This window comes from Daejeonella sp. JGW-45 (assembly GCF_029360805.1).
Taxonomy (GTDB): domain Bacteria; phylum Bacteroidota; class Bacteroidia; order Sphingobacteriales; family Sphingobacteriaceae; genus Daejeonella.
In genome coordinates this window covers 291,325-309,712 of record NZ_JARKNC010000003.1, presented here as the reverse complement: position 1 = coordinate 309,712, position 18,388 = coordinate 291,325, and the positions used below count along the sequence as shown (strand labels likewise).

General features: G+C 45.1%; 12 protein-coding genes. All 12 read left to right on the top strand.

The genetic code is table 11. The features are described 5' to 3' along the window. Nucleotides 1-2: 2 nt before the first annotated feature. The 12 genes from P2W76_RS06840 to P2W76_RS06785 all read left to right on the top strand — a co-directional run bounded on the left by P2W76_RS06840 (nucleotide 3) and on the right by P2W76_RS06785 (nucleotide 18,236). Nucleotides 3-1,655: a SusD/RagB family nutrient-binding outer membrane lipoprotein gene (locus P2W76_RS06840; RefSeq protein ID WP_276346908.1), complete on the top strand. Its 1,653-nt coding sequence runs from the start codon at nucleotides 3-5 to the stop codon at nucleotides 1,653-1,655. Nucleotides 1,656-1,790: 135 nt separating this feature from the next. Next, nucleotides 1,791-3,014, top strand: coding sequence for an aminotransferase class V-fold PLP-dependent enzyme (locus tag P2W76_RS06835; protein ID WP_276346907.1), 1,224 nt, complete (start codon nucleotides 1,791-1,793; stop codon nucleotides 3,012-3,014). A 502-nt stretch (nucleotides 3,015-3,516) separates the two neighbouring features. Continuing rightward, nucleotides 3,517-4,791, top strand: a complete 1,275-nt coding sequence (locus tag P2W76_RS06830) for an amidohydrolase/deacetylase family metallohydrolase (protein WP_276346906.1) — start codon at nucleotides 3,517-3,519, stop codon at nucleotides 4,789-4,791. Nucleotides 4,792-4,850: 59 nt separating this feature from the next. Continuing rightward, a complete protein-coding gene (locus tag P2W76_RS06825) occupies nucleotides 4,851-6,575 on the top strand; it encodes an arylsulfatase (protein ID WP_276346904.1) in 1,725 nt (574 codons plus the stop codon). A 43-nt stretch (nucleotides 6,576-6,618) separates the two neighbouring features. After that, nucleotides 6,619-7,794, top strand: a complete 1,176-nt coding sequence (locus tag P2W76_RS06820; RefSeq protein ID WP_276346903.1) for a sialidase family protein — start codon at nucleotides 6,619-6,621, stop codon at nucleotides 7,792-7,794. Nucleotides 7,795-7,918: 124 nt separating this feature from the next. Further along, a complete protein-coding gene (locus P2W76_RS06815) occupies nucleotides 7,919-8,935 on the top strand; it encodes a 2-dehydro-3-deoxygalactonokinase (RefSeq protein ID WP_276346902.1) in 1,017 nt (338 codons plus the stop codon). Beyond that, nucleotides 8,907-9,545 (top strand): bifunctional 4-hydroxy-2-oxoglutarate aldolase/2-dehydro-3-deoxy-phosphogluconate aldolase, encoded by a 639-nt coding sequence (locus P2W76_RS06810; protein WP_276346901.1) that lies wholly within the window; start codon nucleotides 8,907-8,909, stop codon nucleotides 9,543-9,545. Before P2W76_RS06815 ends, P2W76_RS06810 begins: the two co-directional genes overlap by 29 nt. Nucleotides 9,546-9,810: 265 nt before the next feature. Next, complete coding sequence (locus P2W76_RS06805; RefSeq protein WP_276346899.1) at nucleotides 9,811-11,109, top strand: MFS transporter; 1,299 nt, start codon at nucleotides 9,811-9,813, stop codon at nucleotides 11,107-11,109. A 94-nt stretch (nucleotides 11,110-11,203) separates the two neighbouring features. Then, nucleotides 11,204-12,133 carry a hypothetical protein gene (locus tag P2W76_RS06800; protein WP_276346898.1) on the top strand — a complete coding sequence of 310 codons (930 nt, stop codon included), beginning with the start codon at nucleotides 11,204-11,206 and terminating at the stop codon, nucleotides 12,131-12,133. Between the two features lie 123 nt (nucleotides 12,134-12,256). Continuing rightward, the gene (locus P2W76_RS06795) at nucleotides 12,257-13,360 is read left to right on the top strand and encodes a carbohydrate-binding family 9-like protein (protein WP_276346897.1); all 1,104 of its coding nucleotides are present in this window, start codon (nucleotides 12,257-12,259) and stop codon (nucleotides 13,358-13,360) included. Between the two features lie 247 nt (nucleotides 13,361-13,607). Beyond that, nucleotides 13,608-16,625 (top strand): SusC/RagA family TonB-linked outer membrane protein, encoded by a 3,018-nt coding sequence (locus P2W76_RS06790; RefSeq protein ID WP_276346896.1) that lies wholly within the window; start codon nucleotides 13,608-13,610, stop codon nucleotides 16,623-16,625. A gap of 27 nt (nucleotides 16,626-16,652) precedes the next feature. Next, on the top strand, nucleotides 16,653-18,236 hold the full coding sequence (locus P2W76_RS06785; RefSeq protein WP_276346895.1) for a SusD/RagB family nutrient-binding outer membrane lipoprotein: 1,584 nt from the start codon (nucleotides 16,653-16,655) through the stop codon (nucleotides 18,234-18,236). Nucleotides 18,237-18,388: the final 152 nt, after the last annotated feature.

Sequence of the window (18,388 nt, the reverse complement as noted above, 5' to 3'; positions counted from 1 at the left end):
ACATGAAAAAGACATTTTATAAAATGATATACGCGGCGGGCGCTGTTCTTATTGCTTCCGTAATGCCATCTTGCGATACAGAAGCTCTCACCGATCTGAATAAAAATCCGGATGCGATCGAATATATCGTTCCTGAATATGCGTTCACAGCGGCGGTACTTGGAAGTCAGCCAGGGGAGAATTACAGACCACTTGGTCAGGGCCTCCAATATTTTTCATCCTACAAAGAAGTACCGGCAACCGGCGATAAATTCTACAATTTTGGTGGTACAAATGGGAATTTTAACATCTATAATGGCACTGGGCCGACCAGCAACAGTACTAATAATACTATCCCTGTCAGCTGGAACCGGATCTTGCAGATTCAAAGTCAAATACCCGGCGCCGAGAATGTAAATAAGCGTGCAGCATTGGAAATAATCAGGATCCTGGCATTTCACCAGGAAACAGATGCTTTGGGTGATATGCCATATTCTGAAGCTATGAAAGGTGATGATAATCTGAAGCCTAAATATGATACTCAAAAAAGCATCTATATGGCAATGTTGACCGAGCTTGAAGCTGCGTTAAAATCAATGGATCCTGCCAAACCAAACGTGTTTGGAAATGCGGATCCATATTTTAAAGGAGATGTTGCCAAATGGAAGAAGTTTGGTTATACCCTGATGGCGCGGTTGGGAATGCGGATGTCGGATGTGGAACCTGCTACGGCAAAAACCTGGGTAGAAAAAGCGGCAGCCGGAGGTGTAATGACCTCAAATTCTGATATTGCTTATATCAAATATGCAAATGTGAGCGGTCAGATGAATCCCAGGGTAGTTACCTATATAAACGGAGACTTTACAAGTCCGGGTGGTGATAACGTAGAAGGCAGCAAATGGGCTGCAAAATTCATTGATCATCTTAAAGCGACCAATGATCCTCGTTTACCTGTGATCTCTGTCGTATGGGAGCCTAATGGTGCCGGTGGGTACACAGCAAATAACACGCCTGCAGTACAGCGCGGTATGGTAAATGGAAGCATCAATACGAAGCCAACAGATTTTGACACCTATTCTGAGCCTTCATTACTCTATATCGACCGGGGCTCACCCATCATTACAATGGGTCCTGCTGAGGCATGGCTGATCTTAGCCGAAGGTGCTGCCAGGGGCTGGAATGTAGGTACAACCGCCAGCGCAGCCTATGCTAATGGTGTGCGCGCGGCTATGGCTCAGTGGGCATTATGGCCGACCGTTGGTGTTCATAACGGAAATATATCAACAGCCGCTGTTGATGCGTACCTGGCAGCTAATCCATACCTGGTCGCCGGGACTTTTACACAGCAGCTTGAGCAGATCTCTACTCAAAAATGGGTTTCAATGCTTGGCGATGATTATGAAATCTGGTCAAACTGGAGACGTACTAAGTTCCCAGTGTTCAATTATGCAAACTGGACTAACACTGCCGGTCAGAAAGTATCATATCCGGGTAATGTAACTGCAGGAAAAATGTGGAGAAGATTCTCTTTACCGCTATCTGAGAGAAACACTAATGAGACCAACTATTTCGAAGCTATTAAGCGTCAGAACTTCTCGGAAGAAACCGTAGATCTTCTTCAGGGCAGAATGTGGTGGGATGTTGGCCCGGGTACAGGTCAAAGTAATACAAATTAATAGTAACTAATATGTTATAAACCCCGTGTTTATAGGATTATAGGTAGCCTATTTATATATTAGCTATATGATAAGGGGAGATTAAATTTAATCTCCTCTTATCATTTTAAATAAAAAGAAATCAAAAAATAATATATGAAACGCAGAGATTTAATTAAATACCTTTCAGTAGCTCCGCTTGCAGGCGCCGCTGTTGGAACAGGTATTCCAGGTATTGCAGAAGCAGCTGCAGCGGCTCCGGCATTGGCTAAACGTGATGTCATTAAGGAATTAGGTCTGAGGACTTTTATTAATGCTGCGGGTACTTATACTACGATGACAGCATCTTTAATGCATGATGAGGTAGTCGATACTATCAATGAATCGGCTAAGCACTTCGTTATGATCAATGAAGTTCAGGACAAAGTTGGTGAGAAGATCGCTGCCATGTGTAAGGCGGAAGCAGCGATGGTTACCGCGGGATGCTGGTCGGCATTGGTGTTGGGTACCGCAGGTGTGTTAACCCGCATGGACCGTAAGAAAGTAGCTTTGCTTCCTGACCTCTCTACCTTCGAAAAAACAGAGGTGATCGTTCAGAAGACTCATAATGTAGGCTACGTTCATGCGCTCACCAATACAGGTATTAAGCCGGTTGAGATAGAAACGGCTGAAGAACTGGAAAAAGCTATTAACAGCAAAACCGCTATGATGTGGTTTTTAAATTCAAGCGGACCCCTGGGCAAGATCAAACACGAAGAGTGGGTAGCTATAGGCAAAAAGCACAACATTCCGACGATGATCGATATGGCAGCTGATGTCCCGCCTGTTGAAAATCTCTGGAAATACAACCAGATAGGTTTCGACCTGGTATGCGTATCGGGCGGTAAAGCAATGGCCGGTCCGCAAAGTGCCGGTATACTGATGGGGCGTAAAGATCTTATCGCAGCCGCGCGTTTAAGTGCACCGCCAAGCGGCGGTAATATTGGCCGCGGAATGAAAGTTAACAAGGAAGAGATCCTGGGTATGTATGTAGCTATTGAGAAATATATTAACCAGGATCATGACAAGGAGTGGAAAATGTGGGAGGACAGGGTTGCCCTTATTACAAACTCGGCAAAGAAAGTCGATGGTGTAAGCACTAAAGTAGAAGTGCCGCCGGTGGCTAACCACACTCCCAAAATTACAGTGTCCTGGGACCAGACCAAAGTAAAGGCAACGCCAAGGGAGATCCAGAAGAGATTGCAGGACGGAAGCCCTTCGATCGAGACCATGGGTGGCCGTGATGGGATTGATATTACGGTATTTATGCTTAAACCGGGAGAGGAAAAGATCGTCGCAAGACGCTTGCAGGAAGAATTGACTAAAGCGGCGGTGAGTTAACAGGTGATGGGGTTAGCAGGAGGGCAGGGTTTCCGTGTACCCGCATCTTATTATAATGCGACGACTTATAATGCGACGGCGCGGATTATGTAATGCAATGACTTGGATTATACAATGCAATACCCCGGATTATGTAATGCAATGCCCTGGATTATATAATGCAATGTCCCGGATTATATAATGCAATGTCCCGGATTATACATGCAATGTCCCGGATTATACAATGCGATGCCCCGGATTATGTAATGCAATGACCTGGATTATATAATGCAAGGTCCCGGATTATACAATGCAAGGTCCCGAATTATACAATGCAATACCCTGGATTATACATTGCAATGACCCGGAACGGGTCAAATGTTTATAGAACATCTTTATAGTCCGAAACCCGACCCCGAAGGTGGTCGCATGTAACAAAACACACACATGCGATCACCCTTCCGGGCCAGTTTCGCTGGTAACAAAACGTATAACTATAATATACTACATTAAACTTTTTTGTGTGAAAAAACTAATTCTCCTGCTAACCATACTCGCGATTACTGCGCTAAATTCACAGGCGCAGCGTCCCTATAGCATTGTTATAAAAGGCGGTCATGTTATTGATCCTAAAAACAACATCAACGGGTTAATGGATGTTGCTATTGAGCCGGCCACAACGGCTGGGAATGGTCTGCCGGCACAGGAAGCCAGGATCGCCCTGATTGCCAAAAACATCGATACAGCAATGGCCGTACAAGTAGTCCATGCAAAGGGAATGTATGTAACACCGGGCCTGATAGACGTACATGCGCACGTATTTTACGGTCCTCATCGCGAAAATTATTTAAGCAATGGTTCTGTAGCTGTAGTGCCGGACGGTCATACGTTTAAAGCCGGCGTCACAACGGTTGTTGATGCCGGCGGCGCCGGCTATAAATCGTTCGCCCTCTTTAAGAAAAATATCATCGATCTTTCGCAAACCCGCGTATTATCGCTGCTTAACATCGTTGGAGAAGGGATGAGGGGCGGCGCATATGAACAGAATTTGAATGATATGGACGTTCAGCGTGCGGTAGATACGGCCTTAGCATATAAAGAACATGTAGTGGGCTTTAAACTGGCGCATTTTACCGCTCCCGACTGGACACCGATTCAGAGGATAACAGAAGCGGGCAGAAAGGCAAACATGCCTGTGATGATAGATTTTGGCGGCGGCAGGCTGTCTATCGAAGAGTTGTTTACTAAATATCTCCGTCCGGGCGATATCTACACGCATGTTTACACTGAACTGGCCAGAAGGGACCCTGTGGTCGATTTTGAAACCCGGAAGCTCAAGCCCTTTGTGTTAGATGCCCAAAAAAGAGGGATAGTATTCGACGTGGGTTTTGGGAGCGGCAGCTTCGATTTCCGCCAGGCAATACCCGCTATAAAGGCTGGCTTCTATCCTAATACAATGGGTACTGACCTGCATACTTCAAGCATTGTAGGTTCCATGAAAGACGAACTGAATATGATGTCTATATTCCTGGCAATGGGAATGAATATTCAGGACATCATCAAGGCAGCGACCTGGGGATCTGCCCAGGCTATTAAGCGCGAGGAACTAGGTAATCTCTCCGCTGGAGGGATCGCAGACATTGCTATACTGAGTATGCGCCAGGGTAAATTCGGGTTCCGGGACATTGCCGGAAACAGGCAGGGCGGAACACAGAAGTTTGAATGTGAAATAACCATTAAGGGCGGCCGGATCGTGTATGACCTGAATGCGATTGCGGGAACGCCGGTAGCAAAATAAAGACTGATTATTTATCAACTGAGTCGTTAAAATTGAAAGTCAAGGGCTTAAGTTTATGTATGGGTGTCCTTTTTGCATTTGCCATGCAGGGGAGTTTTTCCTTTGCCCAGCAGCGCCCCAACATTCTTCTCGTAATGACTGATGACCAGGGCATAGGCGATCTGGGGATAAATGGCAATCCTGTTTTAAAAACACCGAATATTGATAAATTCGCCCGGGAAAGTACCCAACTTAGGCAGTTTATAGTAAACTTCAACTGTTCACCCACGCGGGCCAGTCTTTTAACCGGACGTGACAGCTACAGAACAGGAGTAGTTGGAGTAACTGAGTCTGATCACCTGATGAAAGCCAGCGAGGTTACCATTGCTCAGATCCTTGCAAATGAAGGTTATCGCACGGGTATTTTTGGTAAATGGCATCTTGGCGACAATTATCCGATGAGGCCAACAGATAAGGGATTTCAGGAATCCCTGGTGCATAAAGGCGGTGGTATTGGTCAGGGTGCCGGTCCGGCGGGAAATTCTTACTATGATCCGGTTCTTGAGCACAACAATGTATCTGAAAAATATAAAGGCTATTGCGACGACATTTTCACCAATGCGGCATTGGAATTCATGTCTGAAAAAAATAATAAACCATTCTTCGCCTACCTGGCAACGAACCTTCCGCATTTTCCTCTTGATGTTGATAAAGAACGGGCAGATCCCTACCGGAAGCTTGGCGAGCACGAGCTGAATGCGCGAACCTTTGGCATGATTGCCAACGTCGACTATAATTTCGGTCGTTTGATGAGAGCTTTGACCGATCTGGGAATTGCGGATAATACCATCGTTATTTTTATGTCTGATAATGGCCCCAGAACGAAGCGATCTAAAAATGATCTTTACCCTGACCGTTATGTCATGAATTTGCGGGGAACGAAAACAAGCGTCTATGAAAATGGGATACGCGTACCTTTTTTCATCCGCTGGCCGGGTAAGTTCAAAGAAAATAAGAAAATAGATAACTTATCTGCTCATATCGATGTTCTGCCTACTCTGATCGACGCAGTTCAAGCAAAATTGCCGGCGAAACTGAAAATTGACGGGATTTCACTTATGCCACTTCTTACGGGCCAAACGGATCGTTTGCCGGCCCGCGAGATATTTCTGCAAGGCCATACCGGCCCCGATCCGGTTAAGTATATCCATTTTGCCGTTCGTTCTCAAAAATATAAGCTGCTTTCTCCGCACGACAATCCGTACGGACCTATCAGTCCTTTAACGCCGGCTGAGCAAAACAGGGCAATCGCCGTGTTGGAATTGTATGATATTGAGAACGATCCTAGTGAGATATCTAATATAGCAAAACAAAATCCGGAGATCGTGGCATCGCTGCTGGCTAAATATGAGCGATGGTTTGATCAGGTGATGACAGACCGGGGGCCGGATCCACCGCAAAAGATACATATGGGAACACAATTTCAACCGGTGGTGCATCTTTCAAGGTTTGACTGGGGTGGCCCGGGGGCATATAAACAGGGAAACAAATTAGGTTACTGGTATGTGACAAGTCAGCCCGGGGCTTACAAAATTTCGGTAACTCATCAAAAAGCCGTCCCTGGCACAACGCTGTATATCCGGTATAATGGCGAGGATGTTAAAAAGGAAATAACAACAGGCATGTCAGAAACCGTGGTCGACAGGGTTAATTTTAAGGAAGGCAATGGAAAGCTTGAAATTTTTTTAACTTCAGCCGGCATTAATTCAGGGCCCTTGTTTGTTGAAGTCGAAAAACTTAATTAAAAGACGTAGCAGACAATATATCAAATCATTAAATGCACTCAATTTGAAAAACTCGATCTTTAAATTTAGATTCTCATTATTCCTGCCGGGAATGATCGCTCTGTCGATAGGATGTAACTCAGGCTCAAATTTACAATCGTCTCAGGATTCTGTAGCTGACAATGGGCCTGCGCTGTTTTTAACATCGGACATACCTGATTCGCTGATCGTCCAACGAAAATTTGAACAGGTGCCAGCTATCGCTGCCAGTGCTGACGGGAAAGTTATTTATGTCGCCTGGTATTCCGGTGGTGCGGCTCCCGGACCCGGAAATTTCGTTACTGTTTCCACCAGTTCAGACAATGGCAAAAGCTGGGTAAACGATCAGCTGATCGTCTATCCCAAAACTCCTTCGACGCGGATATTTGATCCGGCATTATGGCGTGACAATGAAGGCCAGGTTCGCCTGTACTACGGTTCCGCTAAGGATAGCCTGTTGTGGGACGGATTTGGCGGCGTTAATTCTGTCGATCTTGTGATGAAGGGGACAAAGGTAGAACACAGTAATGCTAAGAGGCTTACCGACGGCGTTATGAGTAATAAGCCGGTATACCTGGAATCAAAAAAGATCACCTTATTGCCTGTATATATAGACAAGGCGCCTGAGCAGAAGGGCGGAAACGTCAGCTATCCGGCTAGCGGGGCTTTTGTTCTGGCTGCCGGTAAACAGGGACTGAACTCATACTCATCCATTGTACTCCCTGATTCATTACGCATCCATGATGAGCCGCAGCTAGTGGAAATATCGCCTGAAGGAAGGTTTCTTGCCCTGCTGAGAACAACTAAAGGGATCTATTCGGCAAATAGTGAGGATTACGGGAAGACATGGTCAGACCCCGTGCCTTTTACTGCTGCGGGGCCAACTACATCGAGCCGATTTTATATCGGTAAACTGGCTTCAGGGAATTTGCTGCTGGTGTCCAACAACAGTACAACCAGGAATAACATGACAGCTTCTCTATCTAAAGACGGTGGCAAAACCTGGCCATACCAGTTGCTTCTCGATGCGCGGGAAAATGTCTCTTATCCCGATGCAGATCAAACGCCGGATGGCAGCATTCACGTCGTGTTTGACCGCGACCGGACAGGGGCGAAGGATATTTTGTATTTCAGGTTTAATGAGGAGGATATTCTTAAAGGGTTTGAGGAGAATGTGTTTAAGGGAAGAGTTAATAAGTAGAATGGGAAGTGGGAAATAGTAAATGGGAAATAGTAAATGGGAAATAGTAAATAGTAAATAGGTAACACTGTGTTTAGATCCATTCCCTATTCCCTATTTCCTATTCCCGTTCAATAATAAAAAAATGAATCTTATTAATCATATTCTTTGCTGCGATTGGGGAACGAGTTCGTTCAGGTTGCGTTTAGTTGATGCGTCCGACTACAGTGTTATCGCCGAACATCAGTCGGCCGAAGGAGTAGCCGGCACCTTCAAATCCTGGCAGGCAGCCGGATCACCGGATCGCTTTAATTTCTATGCGGCAAAGCTGAAAGGGGCCATTGAGCAATTGTCGCTTGCCTCATCGATCAATCTTTCTGATATACCTGTGCTGGTATCAGGGATGGCATCGTCTTCCATTGGGATGGAGGAGATCCCATATGCTCCGCTGCCATTTGCAGCAGATGGAAGCCAGGCCTCTGCACGAATATTTCCGGACTTCAACGGCAGAGGGAATCCCCTGGTTGTGGTATCGGGAATTAAAAGCGATTCAGATGTGATGAGAGGTGAGGAGGCGCAGCTGATCGGCTTGCTCAATCTTGCAGAAACTTCCGGGTCTGTCGGGACAAATGCGCTGTTTGTATTTCCCGGAACTCATTCAAAGCATATCGAGGTGAAAGACGGCCTCGTAAGCAGCTTCAGAACGTTTATGACAGGCGAGATCTTTAATATTTTATCAGAGCATAGTATCCTCAAAGACTCCATCACTACCGGCGCGGATTTGTCGGAAGCGGGAAATTTGCCGGCCTTCCGGAATGGGGTAGAAGCCTCAGGATCCTCAACCCTTCTGAACACCCTTTTTACAGTGCGTACCAATCAGCTGTTCGGGAAGTTCAACAAGGAACAAAACGCTTTTTATTTAAGCGGTTTGCTTATCGGGACGGAATTACGGCAGCTTACATCCGGCTCAGCAGACAACCTCGTTATCTGCTGCGGCAAACATCTTTATAATCATTATAAGGTGGCTTCCGAGGTTCTGAATTTAAAAGAAGATAATATATTTATTAAACCGGAATTGATCGACAAAGCAACAATTGCCGGTCAGGTACGCATATTTAAGGCAAAGACAGATTATGAGCAATCAGGCGTTTTCGTGGGATAGATTTTATAAGGTACCCGTCGTCGGTATAATCAGGGGATTAAGTTTTGACGATATCCGGCAGATCCTGCCGGTATACATTGCTTCTGGCTTAACTACGCTCGAGATTACGATGAATACCGGTTCGGCGAAAGAGATCATTCGTTACGCGGCCGATAATTATGCCGATAAGTTGAATATCGGGGCAGGAACGGTGTGCAACGGGCAGGATTTGGATGAGGCCTTATCTGCCGGGGCGGGCTTTATCGTAACACCTATAATAAGCGAAACAGTCATCAAATCCTGCGTAAAAAAGGGCGTGCCGGTATTTCCAGGAGCATTTACACCAACGGAGATATATCATGCGTGGGAGCTGGGCGCTTCGATGGTGAAAGTTTATCCTGCTACTTCGCTGGGTTCGGCCTATATCAAAGATGTTAAAGCACCGCTGAACCAGATCAAACTCATGCCTACCGGGGGAATTAATAAGGATAATATCGCTGAATTTAAGAAGGCCGGAGCAGATGGTTTTGGTGTTGGAGGGCAGCTTTTTGATAAGAAAAGTATTGAGAACAAGGATTGGGGAGCATTAGAAGAGCATTTTAAGGAATTTGTGAAGAGGTGTGAGCTATGAGCTATGAGATATGGGATATGGGATATGGGTGGGAGGTATGAGTTCAGGGAAACTGTTCCCCGATTTAGTCGGGGATCTCCTCAATGACACGAGGCTACAGCCGCATGTGTCGACAGGGATATTAAGAATGCAATTAAATTACAACTGCGCCGGATGTTTAAATTATATTACAGTCAAATTATAGACGACGCGTCCTGCCTTACAGCCGGGATCCCCCGCAACTGAACAAGATCCCCGATTAAATCGGGGAACAACCAACAACTAAATGAAAATTAAAAACTACCGCTGGATCATTGTCACCCTCCTTTTTACAGGTACAGTAATTAATTATCTCGACCGCCAGGTTATCGGCCTGTTAAAGCCAACACTCGAAGTCAAGTTCAACTGGTCGGAAACAGACTTCGCGGCGTTAATGTCTGCTTTTTCCTTTGCCTATGCGATAGGGCTTCTTATTTCCGGGAAGTTTATTGATAAGGTAGGAACCAAGATTGGCTATAGTGTTGCTGTTGTTGCCTGGAGTGTTGCGGGGATGGCTCATGCCGCCGCAAAATCCGTTGTGGGTTTTGGCATCGCCAGGGCGTCCCTGGGTATTGGCGAGGCCGGGAATTTTCCGGCAGCGGTCAAAGCCGTTTCAGAGTGGTTTCCCCGTAAGGAAAGGGCTCTTGCCACCGGCATATTTAATTCCGGTACAGCGGTGGGAAGTGTTGTGGCTTTGATACTTGTGCCGGTAATCATGCAAAGCTACGGATGGAAAGGTGTTTTTATGATCACTGGTGCGCTAGGTTTTGTATGGCTGGCATTCTGGCTGGTATTGTATGAGATCCCTTCCCGCCAAAAGCGTCTTACCAAGGAGGAACTTTTATATATCGAGAGCGATAAGGATGATGTGGCGGGAAGCGTTGACAGCAAGAGATCAATATCATGGTTTAAGCTTTTTGCACTGCCGCAGACCTGGGCAGTAATTACAGGAAAGCTGCTCATCGATCCTATTTTCTGGTTCTTTGGTATTTGGCTGCCATCTTACTTTTCGGCAGCATTTAACCTCAACCTGAAGGTAATAAGTCCTGAGTTGATGATTATTTATGCGGCTACAACGGTAGGCAGCATTGCGGGAGGATATTTTTCATCCGCCCTGATCAAAAAAGGCTGGCCAACGTTAAGAGCCCGCAAAGGAGTTTTGTTTTTCGTTGCCGTTCTGGAGCTGATCCTCATGATCGCTATCGCTAATTTTGTAACCGATAAGTGGGTGGCGGTAGGCCTCATCAGTATTGCCGTGGCAGTTCACCAGGCCTGGGCCACGAATGTGTTCACTATGGCTTCAGATATGTTCCCAAAAGAGGTGGTGAGTTCGGTCGTCGGGATCGCAGGCATGTCAGGTGCGGTTGGTGGAATTCTTTTTCCGCTGCTGGTCGGAGTTATCCTGGATGTTTATAAAACAGGGGGCAACCTTACGGGCGGGTATAATTTAATATTCACGATATGTGGGATTACTTATCTTATCGCATGGATAATTATTCATTTCTTAACGAAAGACTCTCGCAAAGTAACAAAGCTCACAATTTAATGAGGCCTTAGGCTTTAGGCGTTAGGTCTGACCTAAAACCTAAAACCTAAAGCCTAACACCTAGTACCTAAAACCTAACCCTACTACAGAACAAATGAAATCAATTTTTACTCATCAATTGAAAATTAAGGTGAGGAGCTTTGTGCTTGCTCTTCTTATTACAGCCCCTGTCTTTATCCAACCAGCCAATGCTCAACTCTATAATTTTACGGAAGACCAGATGAAAAGCTTTACCGCTGCCAATCCTTTCGGGCGTTTTCCCGGTGGGCGCCCAATGATACCAGAGGCAGTGCTTGATACTTTCCGGCAGTTGCAGATCCAGGTAGTGGAAGCAGTTGGCTCTATTCCGCGGGAGTATGCTAATCAGTATGAGGCTGGTTGGAAAACCCTTCAGCCGGGCAAGAAGTTGTATGGCCGGGCATTTACCGTGCAGTTCATCCCATCACGACCTGATCTGGTGGCCGGCATGCAGAGTGAAGCTAAGAAGAATAACTTCACCGGTTTGCGTAATCAGACCACTATTGACATGCTTCAGAAAAACGACCTGGTGGTGGTCGACCTTTTCGGTAAAGTGCAGGGCGGAACTTACGTGGGAGATAAATTAGCCTATTACATCTGGAAAACAACCGAAACAGGCGTGGTAGTAGACGGTGGAATTTATCTTTTAGAGAATATGGCACAGAGCGGCATGCAGGCATTCTACCGCGGAACCTATCCGGGTCCGTTGAGCAATGCAACTGTATCGGGAATAAATGTTCCTGTACGCATCGGAAACGCCATCATTATGCCTGGCGATCTTATTATAGGCGATCAGGATGGCATACTGGCCGTTCCGCCGCAATTTGTTTCAGCAGTAATAAAGAATGTTATCCGCGACCGCCGCAGGGATGTATGGATGAAAAAGGCATTCGACCTGAAGCGCTACAAGTCAAGCGATATTTATGGACGACCAAAGGATCCTGAATTATTGAAATTATTTGAAGAATATCTGAAGACGGGGGACGCAAAGCTGCTGCCTAAATAGGGGCGCTTCGTGCTGGTGTTGTGGGAATTTTTTTAACGCAGAGAGCGCAGAGTTTTTTGGCAGTGGACGCAGAGATCATCGGAGATACCGCCGGAACGCAGTTTTTAATAATTTATCATCAATATGAATTCTAATACCCTTATACTCGCAGCAGTGTTGCTGGCAAGCTCGCTGACCGTTTCTGCTCAGTTAACCGATGAAAAGCTGGCACCGATACTTACCGTCCCGAGGGGATATACGGTCCTTAAAACTTCTCAGCCTATAAACATTGATGGTAAGAGCGACGACCCAGCCTGGTCTAAGGCAGCCTGGTCTGAGCCTTTTGAGGATATAGAAGGCAAGCCGGAGAAAAAGCCCGCTACTTCCACCCGGTTCAAGCTTTTGTGGGACAATGAGAACCTTTATGTTTATTGCCGCTTTGACGAGGAACACATCTGGGCTACACTAAAAGAGCATGACCAATCCATTTTCCAGGATAACGCCCTCGAAATATTTATCGATCCTGATGGAGATACGCATAATTATATGGAGTTCCAGATCAATGCTTTTGCTGCAATCTGGGATCTTTTATTAAACAAGCCGCCGCGTAATGGCGGGCCAAGCATCACCGACTGGGATATTAAAGGACTGAAGAAGGCTGTTTATATCGACGGCACATTAAATAACCCGTCAGATAAGGATAAATCCTGGGGAATCGAGCTCGCATTTCCTTTAACGACGTTCCGTTACGGTGGTAACCGTTCAATGCCTAAGGTGGGAAGCACCTGGAAAATGAATGTAACCCGGGTGCAGAGAGAGGTTGATATTAAGGATGGCGCTTATGTAAAAAGAGTGGGTGCGAATGGAAGGCCGGTACAACCGGCTTATAGCTGCTGGTCGGTACCCGGCATTGTAAACTTCCATTACCCGGAAAGGTGGGGGGTGGTAAGGTTTGCTGATGAGACTGAAAACAGCCTGGATTTTCTGAACCTGGAGGACGAGCAGCTAAAGCTTACCGCATGGAAATATTATTATCTTATGCAGGATTATAAATCCCGGGTAGGAAAATATACACCCGACCTTTCGGTTTTAAAACAGTACTACCCGCTTGTTAACTTTGACGATATTGAACAGGTGATCCTCCGGGGCACCGAAAATCAATTTGTCCTTCAGGCGGAGAGTAAAACCCGGAAAAAAATAGCCTCTTTAGATCACGATAGCAAGTTCGATTTCCGGCAGATTCTGTAGCCTGATTTGCATAGATAACAAACACGTTACGATTACGGGTGCGAACAGCACCCGTTTTTTTATGTCTAAATGTCTTAGATGGAAGGAGTTGAGGGCTGAGTTAAGAGCTTCGGCAAAGACCGTCCAATATTCCGGTAAGTCTGACGTAAATGCTTATTTTGGGAGGCCGAATTACCACGTTTTTCTGCTCCAGGGAATACGTAAAGGAGGTTTTACAATTAATTAATTTATTTACAAAAAAAAGTTCATGACGAAAAAAATTTACAAACTAGTCGTATTACTGCTGCTTTGCCAGACCTATGTGTTTGCGCAGAATATCAGTGTTACCGGAAAGGTGACTGACTCTGACAATTTACCACTTCCAGCGGTGAGCGTAAAAGTGAGTGGGACAACACAGGGAACCAGTACCGACATTGAGGGTAACTTTACAATTTCTGTGCCTTCAACGGCAACTTTGGTTTTTACCTACATTGGGTATACCAGCCAATCTGTTCCTGTTCAGGGTCGTACTACCCTTAACATCCGCTTAGCTGAAGATGCTACTGCATTAGGTGAAGTAGTTGTAACAGCTTTGGGTATTGAGCGGTCTGCAAAAAGTTTATCTTACAGTACAACGAACGTTTCAGCTGAAGAGTTAAACAAAGTTACAGGCGCAAACGTTCTTAACTCTCTTGCTGGTAAAGCAGCAGGTGTATTTGTTACTCAAGGCAGCGGCGGTCCGGGTTCATCCCCAAGGATCGTGTTACGTGGTAACAAGTCTATTGCAGGTAGTAACTCTCCTCTGTATGTTGTGGATGGGGTGCCTATCGGTGGATTCTCGGATTACAATCCGGAAGACATTGAAAGCCTTCAGATTCTTCAGGGAGCATCTGCCGCAGCTTTGTATGGAGCACAAGCTGCGAATGGTGTGATCTTGATCACAACCAAAAAAGGAAAATTAGGAACTACCAGTGTGAATGTTGCCAGTACAGCAACTTTCGACAGCCCATTTGTTTTACCTGAGCTTCAGACAACGTATGGACAAGGTTCAAACGGAATAGCTTCAACTACAGGTAATCAAAGCTGGGGCCCGAAAATTTCTAACGGAAGCGATGCTCACATCAGAGATTTCTTTCGTACCGGAGAGAACTATGTAAACAGTGTATCACTTGCCAGCGGAAATGAAACACAGCGTATTTACATTTCTTATGCTAACACTACTGCAAAAGCAATGGTTCCGGGTTATGGTTACGGCAGAAATAACATTACTGTACGTGGTAGTTCTAAAGCATTTAACAACAAGCTTACTGTTGATGGAGGTATAAACTACATTAATCGTCACACTAAAAATCAGAACTTTTCAGGTTGGTATAATAGCCCGATGTTTGGTCTTTATCTTTTCCCTATGGGCGATGATATGAACAAATACAAAGCTAATGGTGGCGGTAAATGGGATGCTTCCAGAGGATTCTATGTTCAAAACTGGCCATACATTGTTAACGAGCACAGCTCTAACCAGAATCCGTACTGGATCACTAACAAAATCACCAGAGATAACTTAAACCAGCGTACTAACTTAACCGGTTCTGCTAAGTATGATCTGACAAACTGGTTAAATGTTGCCGGGAGAACTACGTATAACAACTACGGTTCTGATGAAGAGCAGAGATTTGGAGCAACATCTGATCCGACATCTGTTGGAGCAAACGGTGCATTCAATAAGAGAGTAAACCGTGGATCAGAACTCTACACTGACGTGTTACTTAACGCCAATAAAGCATTATCAAGCAACTTAACGCTGATAGCCAATGCTGGTTTCAGTAATACCATCACCAAGTTTGACGAGATCTTTAATGGTAATGACGGTGCAGGTAACACCTTGTTCTATGCTGATTATTTTGCCTTACAAGGACTGACCGGAAATTTTATTTCAACTTCTGAAAAAACTAAGCGGATTGACCGTGCGGTATTCGGTACGGCTGCTTTTGGATTTAAAGAAACCTTCTTCCTTGATGTAACAGCCAGAAATGAATGGTCATCTACTGTGAACGATCCCTTCTTCTATCCATCTGCCGGATTGGCTTACGTGCTGACAAATACGATTGGCACTAACAATTTCCTTTCTTATGCTAAGTTAAGAGCAGGTTATGCTGAAGTGGGTAACTCCTTATCTTTCGGACAGGCAGCAACCAACTCTAACTACCAGGTGAATACTTCGGAAAGCGTAGTAGGAAGACCAACTCTTCCATTCTTCAGCGGTACAGATACTATCTCTCTTAAACCTGAGCGTTCTAAATCAATTGAGTTTGGTGCTGACTTAAGGTTCCTGAAAGATAAATTGAACTTAAGCGTTACTTACTATAATGCTTTAACTGAAGATCAGGTATTCACTATTGCTGCCCCTACAGGTTCTGGTGCTACCAGTTTCTACATCAATGGTGGTACTATCCGTAACAAAGGTATTGAGGCTTCATTAAGCTATGATACTAAGTTCGGCGCAGTCAGGTGGACTCCTTCCTTAAACTTTACAAGAAACACCAACCGTATCGAAGAGTTAAGCAGCTTGCTAACTACAGATCGTTTTGTGTTGAACAGCGGTAACAGGTTAACCAACCTTTTCCTTCTTCGTCCGGGAAGTTCATTATTGCAAGGCCGTAAATACGGTTCGTATCATGATCTGTTCGGAAAAACCTATCAGTATGATGCAAACGGCAAACAGTTGTTCGACCCGGTTACCGGTCTTCCAGTTTTGTCCGCTACTGATGATCAATTCATCGGAAATGCCAACCCGGATTTCCTGTTGAACATGAATAATAATTTCCAGTACAAAAATTTCAACTTATCATTCCTTGTTGACGGTCGTTTCGGTGGTCTGGTATCATCATCTACCGAGCAATGGCTTGACTTCAAAGGTTTGTCTAAGAGAAGTGGTGAAGCACGTGATGCTGGCGGCGTAATGCTGAACGGCAGATTGGTCGACGCACAAACCTACTTTGGACACATATCTTCTAAAGCAGATTACGGTGCGGCTGGTCTTGAATATACCTACAGCTCTACTAACATCAGATTAAGAGAATTAGCTCTTGGCTACACTTTGCCGAAATTCGGTAACACGTTCAAAAATGTAAACCTATCTTTAGTAGGCAGAAATGTGTTATTCTTCTACAAGAAAGCTCCATTCGATCCTGAATTAGCTTCTGGTACCGGAAATGGCGCTCAGGGTTTTGAGTCCTTCCAAATTCCTTCAGCAACTTCTATCGGTCTCACACTTAGAGCTGGTTTTTAATACCCATATAACATATATAATATGAAGATGAAATATATTAATAAAAACAATTTCAAGCTCCTTTGCCTGGGCTTGTTAACCCTTGCTGCTCCTGCATGTACGGACGACTTTGAGGGGTTAAATGTGGATAAAGGCCGTATCTCTGATGCCGACCTTGCCAAGGACGGTGCCGAGGCTGCGTTTTTGTTACCAATCATGATGAACAATATCGTGGTTACAGGAACGGGTGTTCAGACCCAGCAGAATCTTCAGGCCGAGTCATATGCAGGTTACCTTGAAGCTCCGACAGCTTTCATCGGTAATGTAAATACCATGACCTACTCAACCAAAGGTATCTGGGCAGGTTCATACGATGCCAGCACAAACAATGTAATGAACAACTGGTTGACTATGCAGAAAAAAGGATATGATGTAAAATATCCGGATCTGTATGCCATCGGTCTGATCCTTAAAGGGATGGCTGGTCAAAGGCTTACTGATACTTTCGGCCCTTACCCGTACTCTAAGTTCGGTAACACCGCAGAGCCTAAGTTTGACTCTCCTGCAGAAGTTTATGCAGGTATTTTTGCTGACCTGGAAAAAGCTGTTGCAGCACTTTTGGCAGCAGAGAAAGCTGATCCGGCAGCTGATACCAAGCGTTTCGCGAAATGGGACAGATCGACTTTTAAGGGTGACTATCTGAAATGGGTAAAGCTTGCAAACACCATCAGATTACGTATGGCAATGCGTATTTCGGTGGTTGATCCTGCTAAAGGAAAGGCTGAGGCTGACAAAGCTTTATTGCCTGCTAATGGTGGTGTAATGGACCTATCCACTGGCTCTTTCCAGGTTGCAGCTTCCGCAACTGCAGTGAATCCTTATTTCACCATGACAAATGCATGGTCTGATACCCGGATGTCTGCAGCTATCATTACGTACCTTGATGGTTTCAAAGACAGCCGTTTAGCAGTATATGCTAATCCTGCAACGCATGCACCAATAGCCGGTACCTTCAGAGGAATCAGACCGGGAATTGAAAAACCAGCTGATAAAAAACCATACATCAATTATTCTACATTCAAGGTTGCTGAGTTTGCACCTGTAAAGATCGTTGATGGCGCTGAAAGCTATTTCCTTAAAGCTGAGGGTGCATTAAGAGGTTGGAATGTGGGCGGAACTGCTCAATCTTTGTACGAAGAAGGGATAAGAGCTTCGTTCACATTAAATGGTGCCGGTGGTGTGGATGCTTACCTGAACAGCACTTCAACCCAGGCGGCGTATGTTGATCCTGCTAACGCTTCATTAAACAGCGAGCCATTAACAAGCAATACGGTAAAATGGGATGAAGCGGGTAGTTTCGACAATAAGCTCGAAAAGATCATCACTCAAAAATGGATCGCTTTATTTCCTGAAGGAACTGAAGCATGGTCAGAGTTCAGAAGAACTGGATACCCTGCACAGTACGCAATTGCGTTCCCTACGAACCCAAGACTTCCAAAAGGAACGTTTATTAAGCGTTTGACTTATCCTAACCTTGTAGCAAGTTCAAGTAAAGCTGCTTATGATGCAGCTGTTACAGCGTATCTTCAAGGAAAAGATGAACCGGATATTAAATTTTACTGGATGAAGTAATTCCCGGTAAATTTTGTATTGTAAAAAGCACTCCTGAAAGGGGGTGCTTTTTTGTTTTCGCAGTTTTTTTTATATAAATAATTAGCAATTATCCGGCATCCGGGCGGCGCGCCGCAGCCGATAAAAACTCGCAGTTTTTGAAGATCGCAATA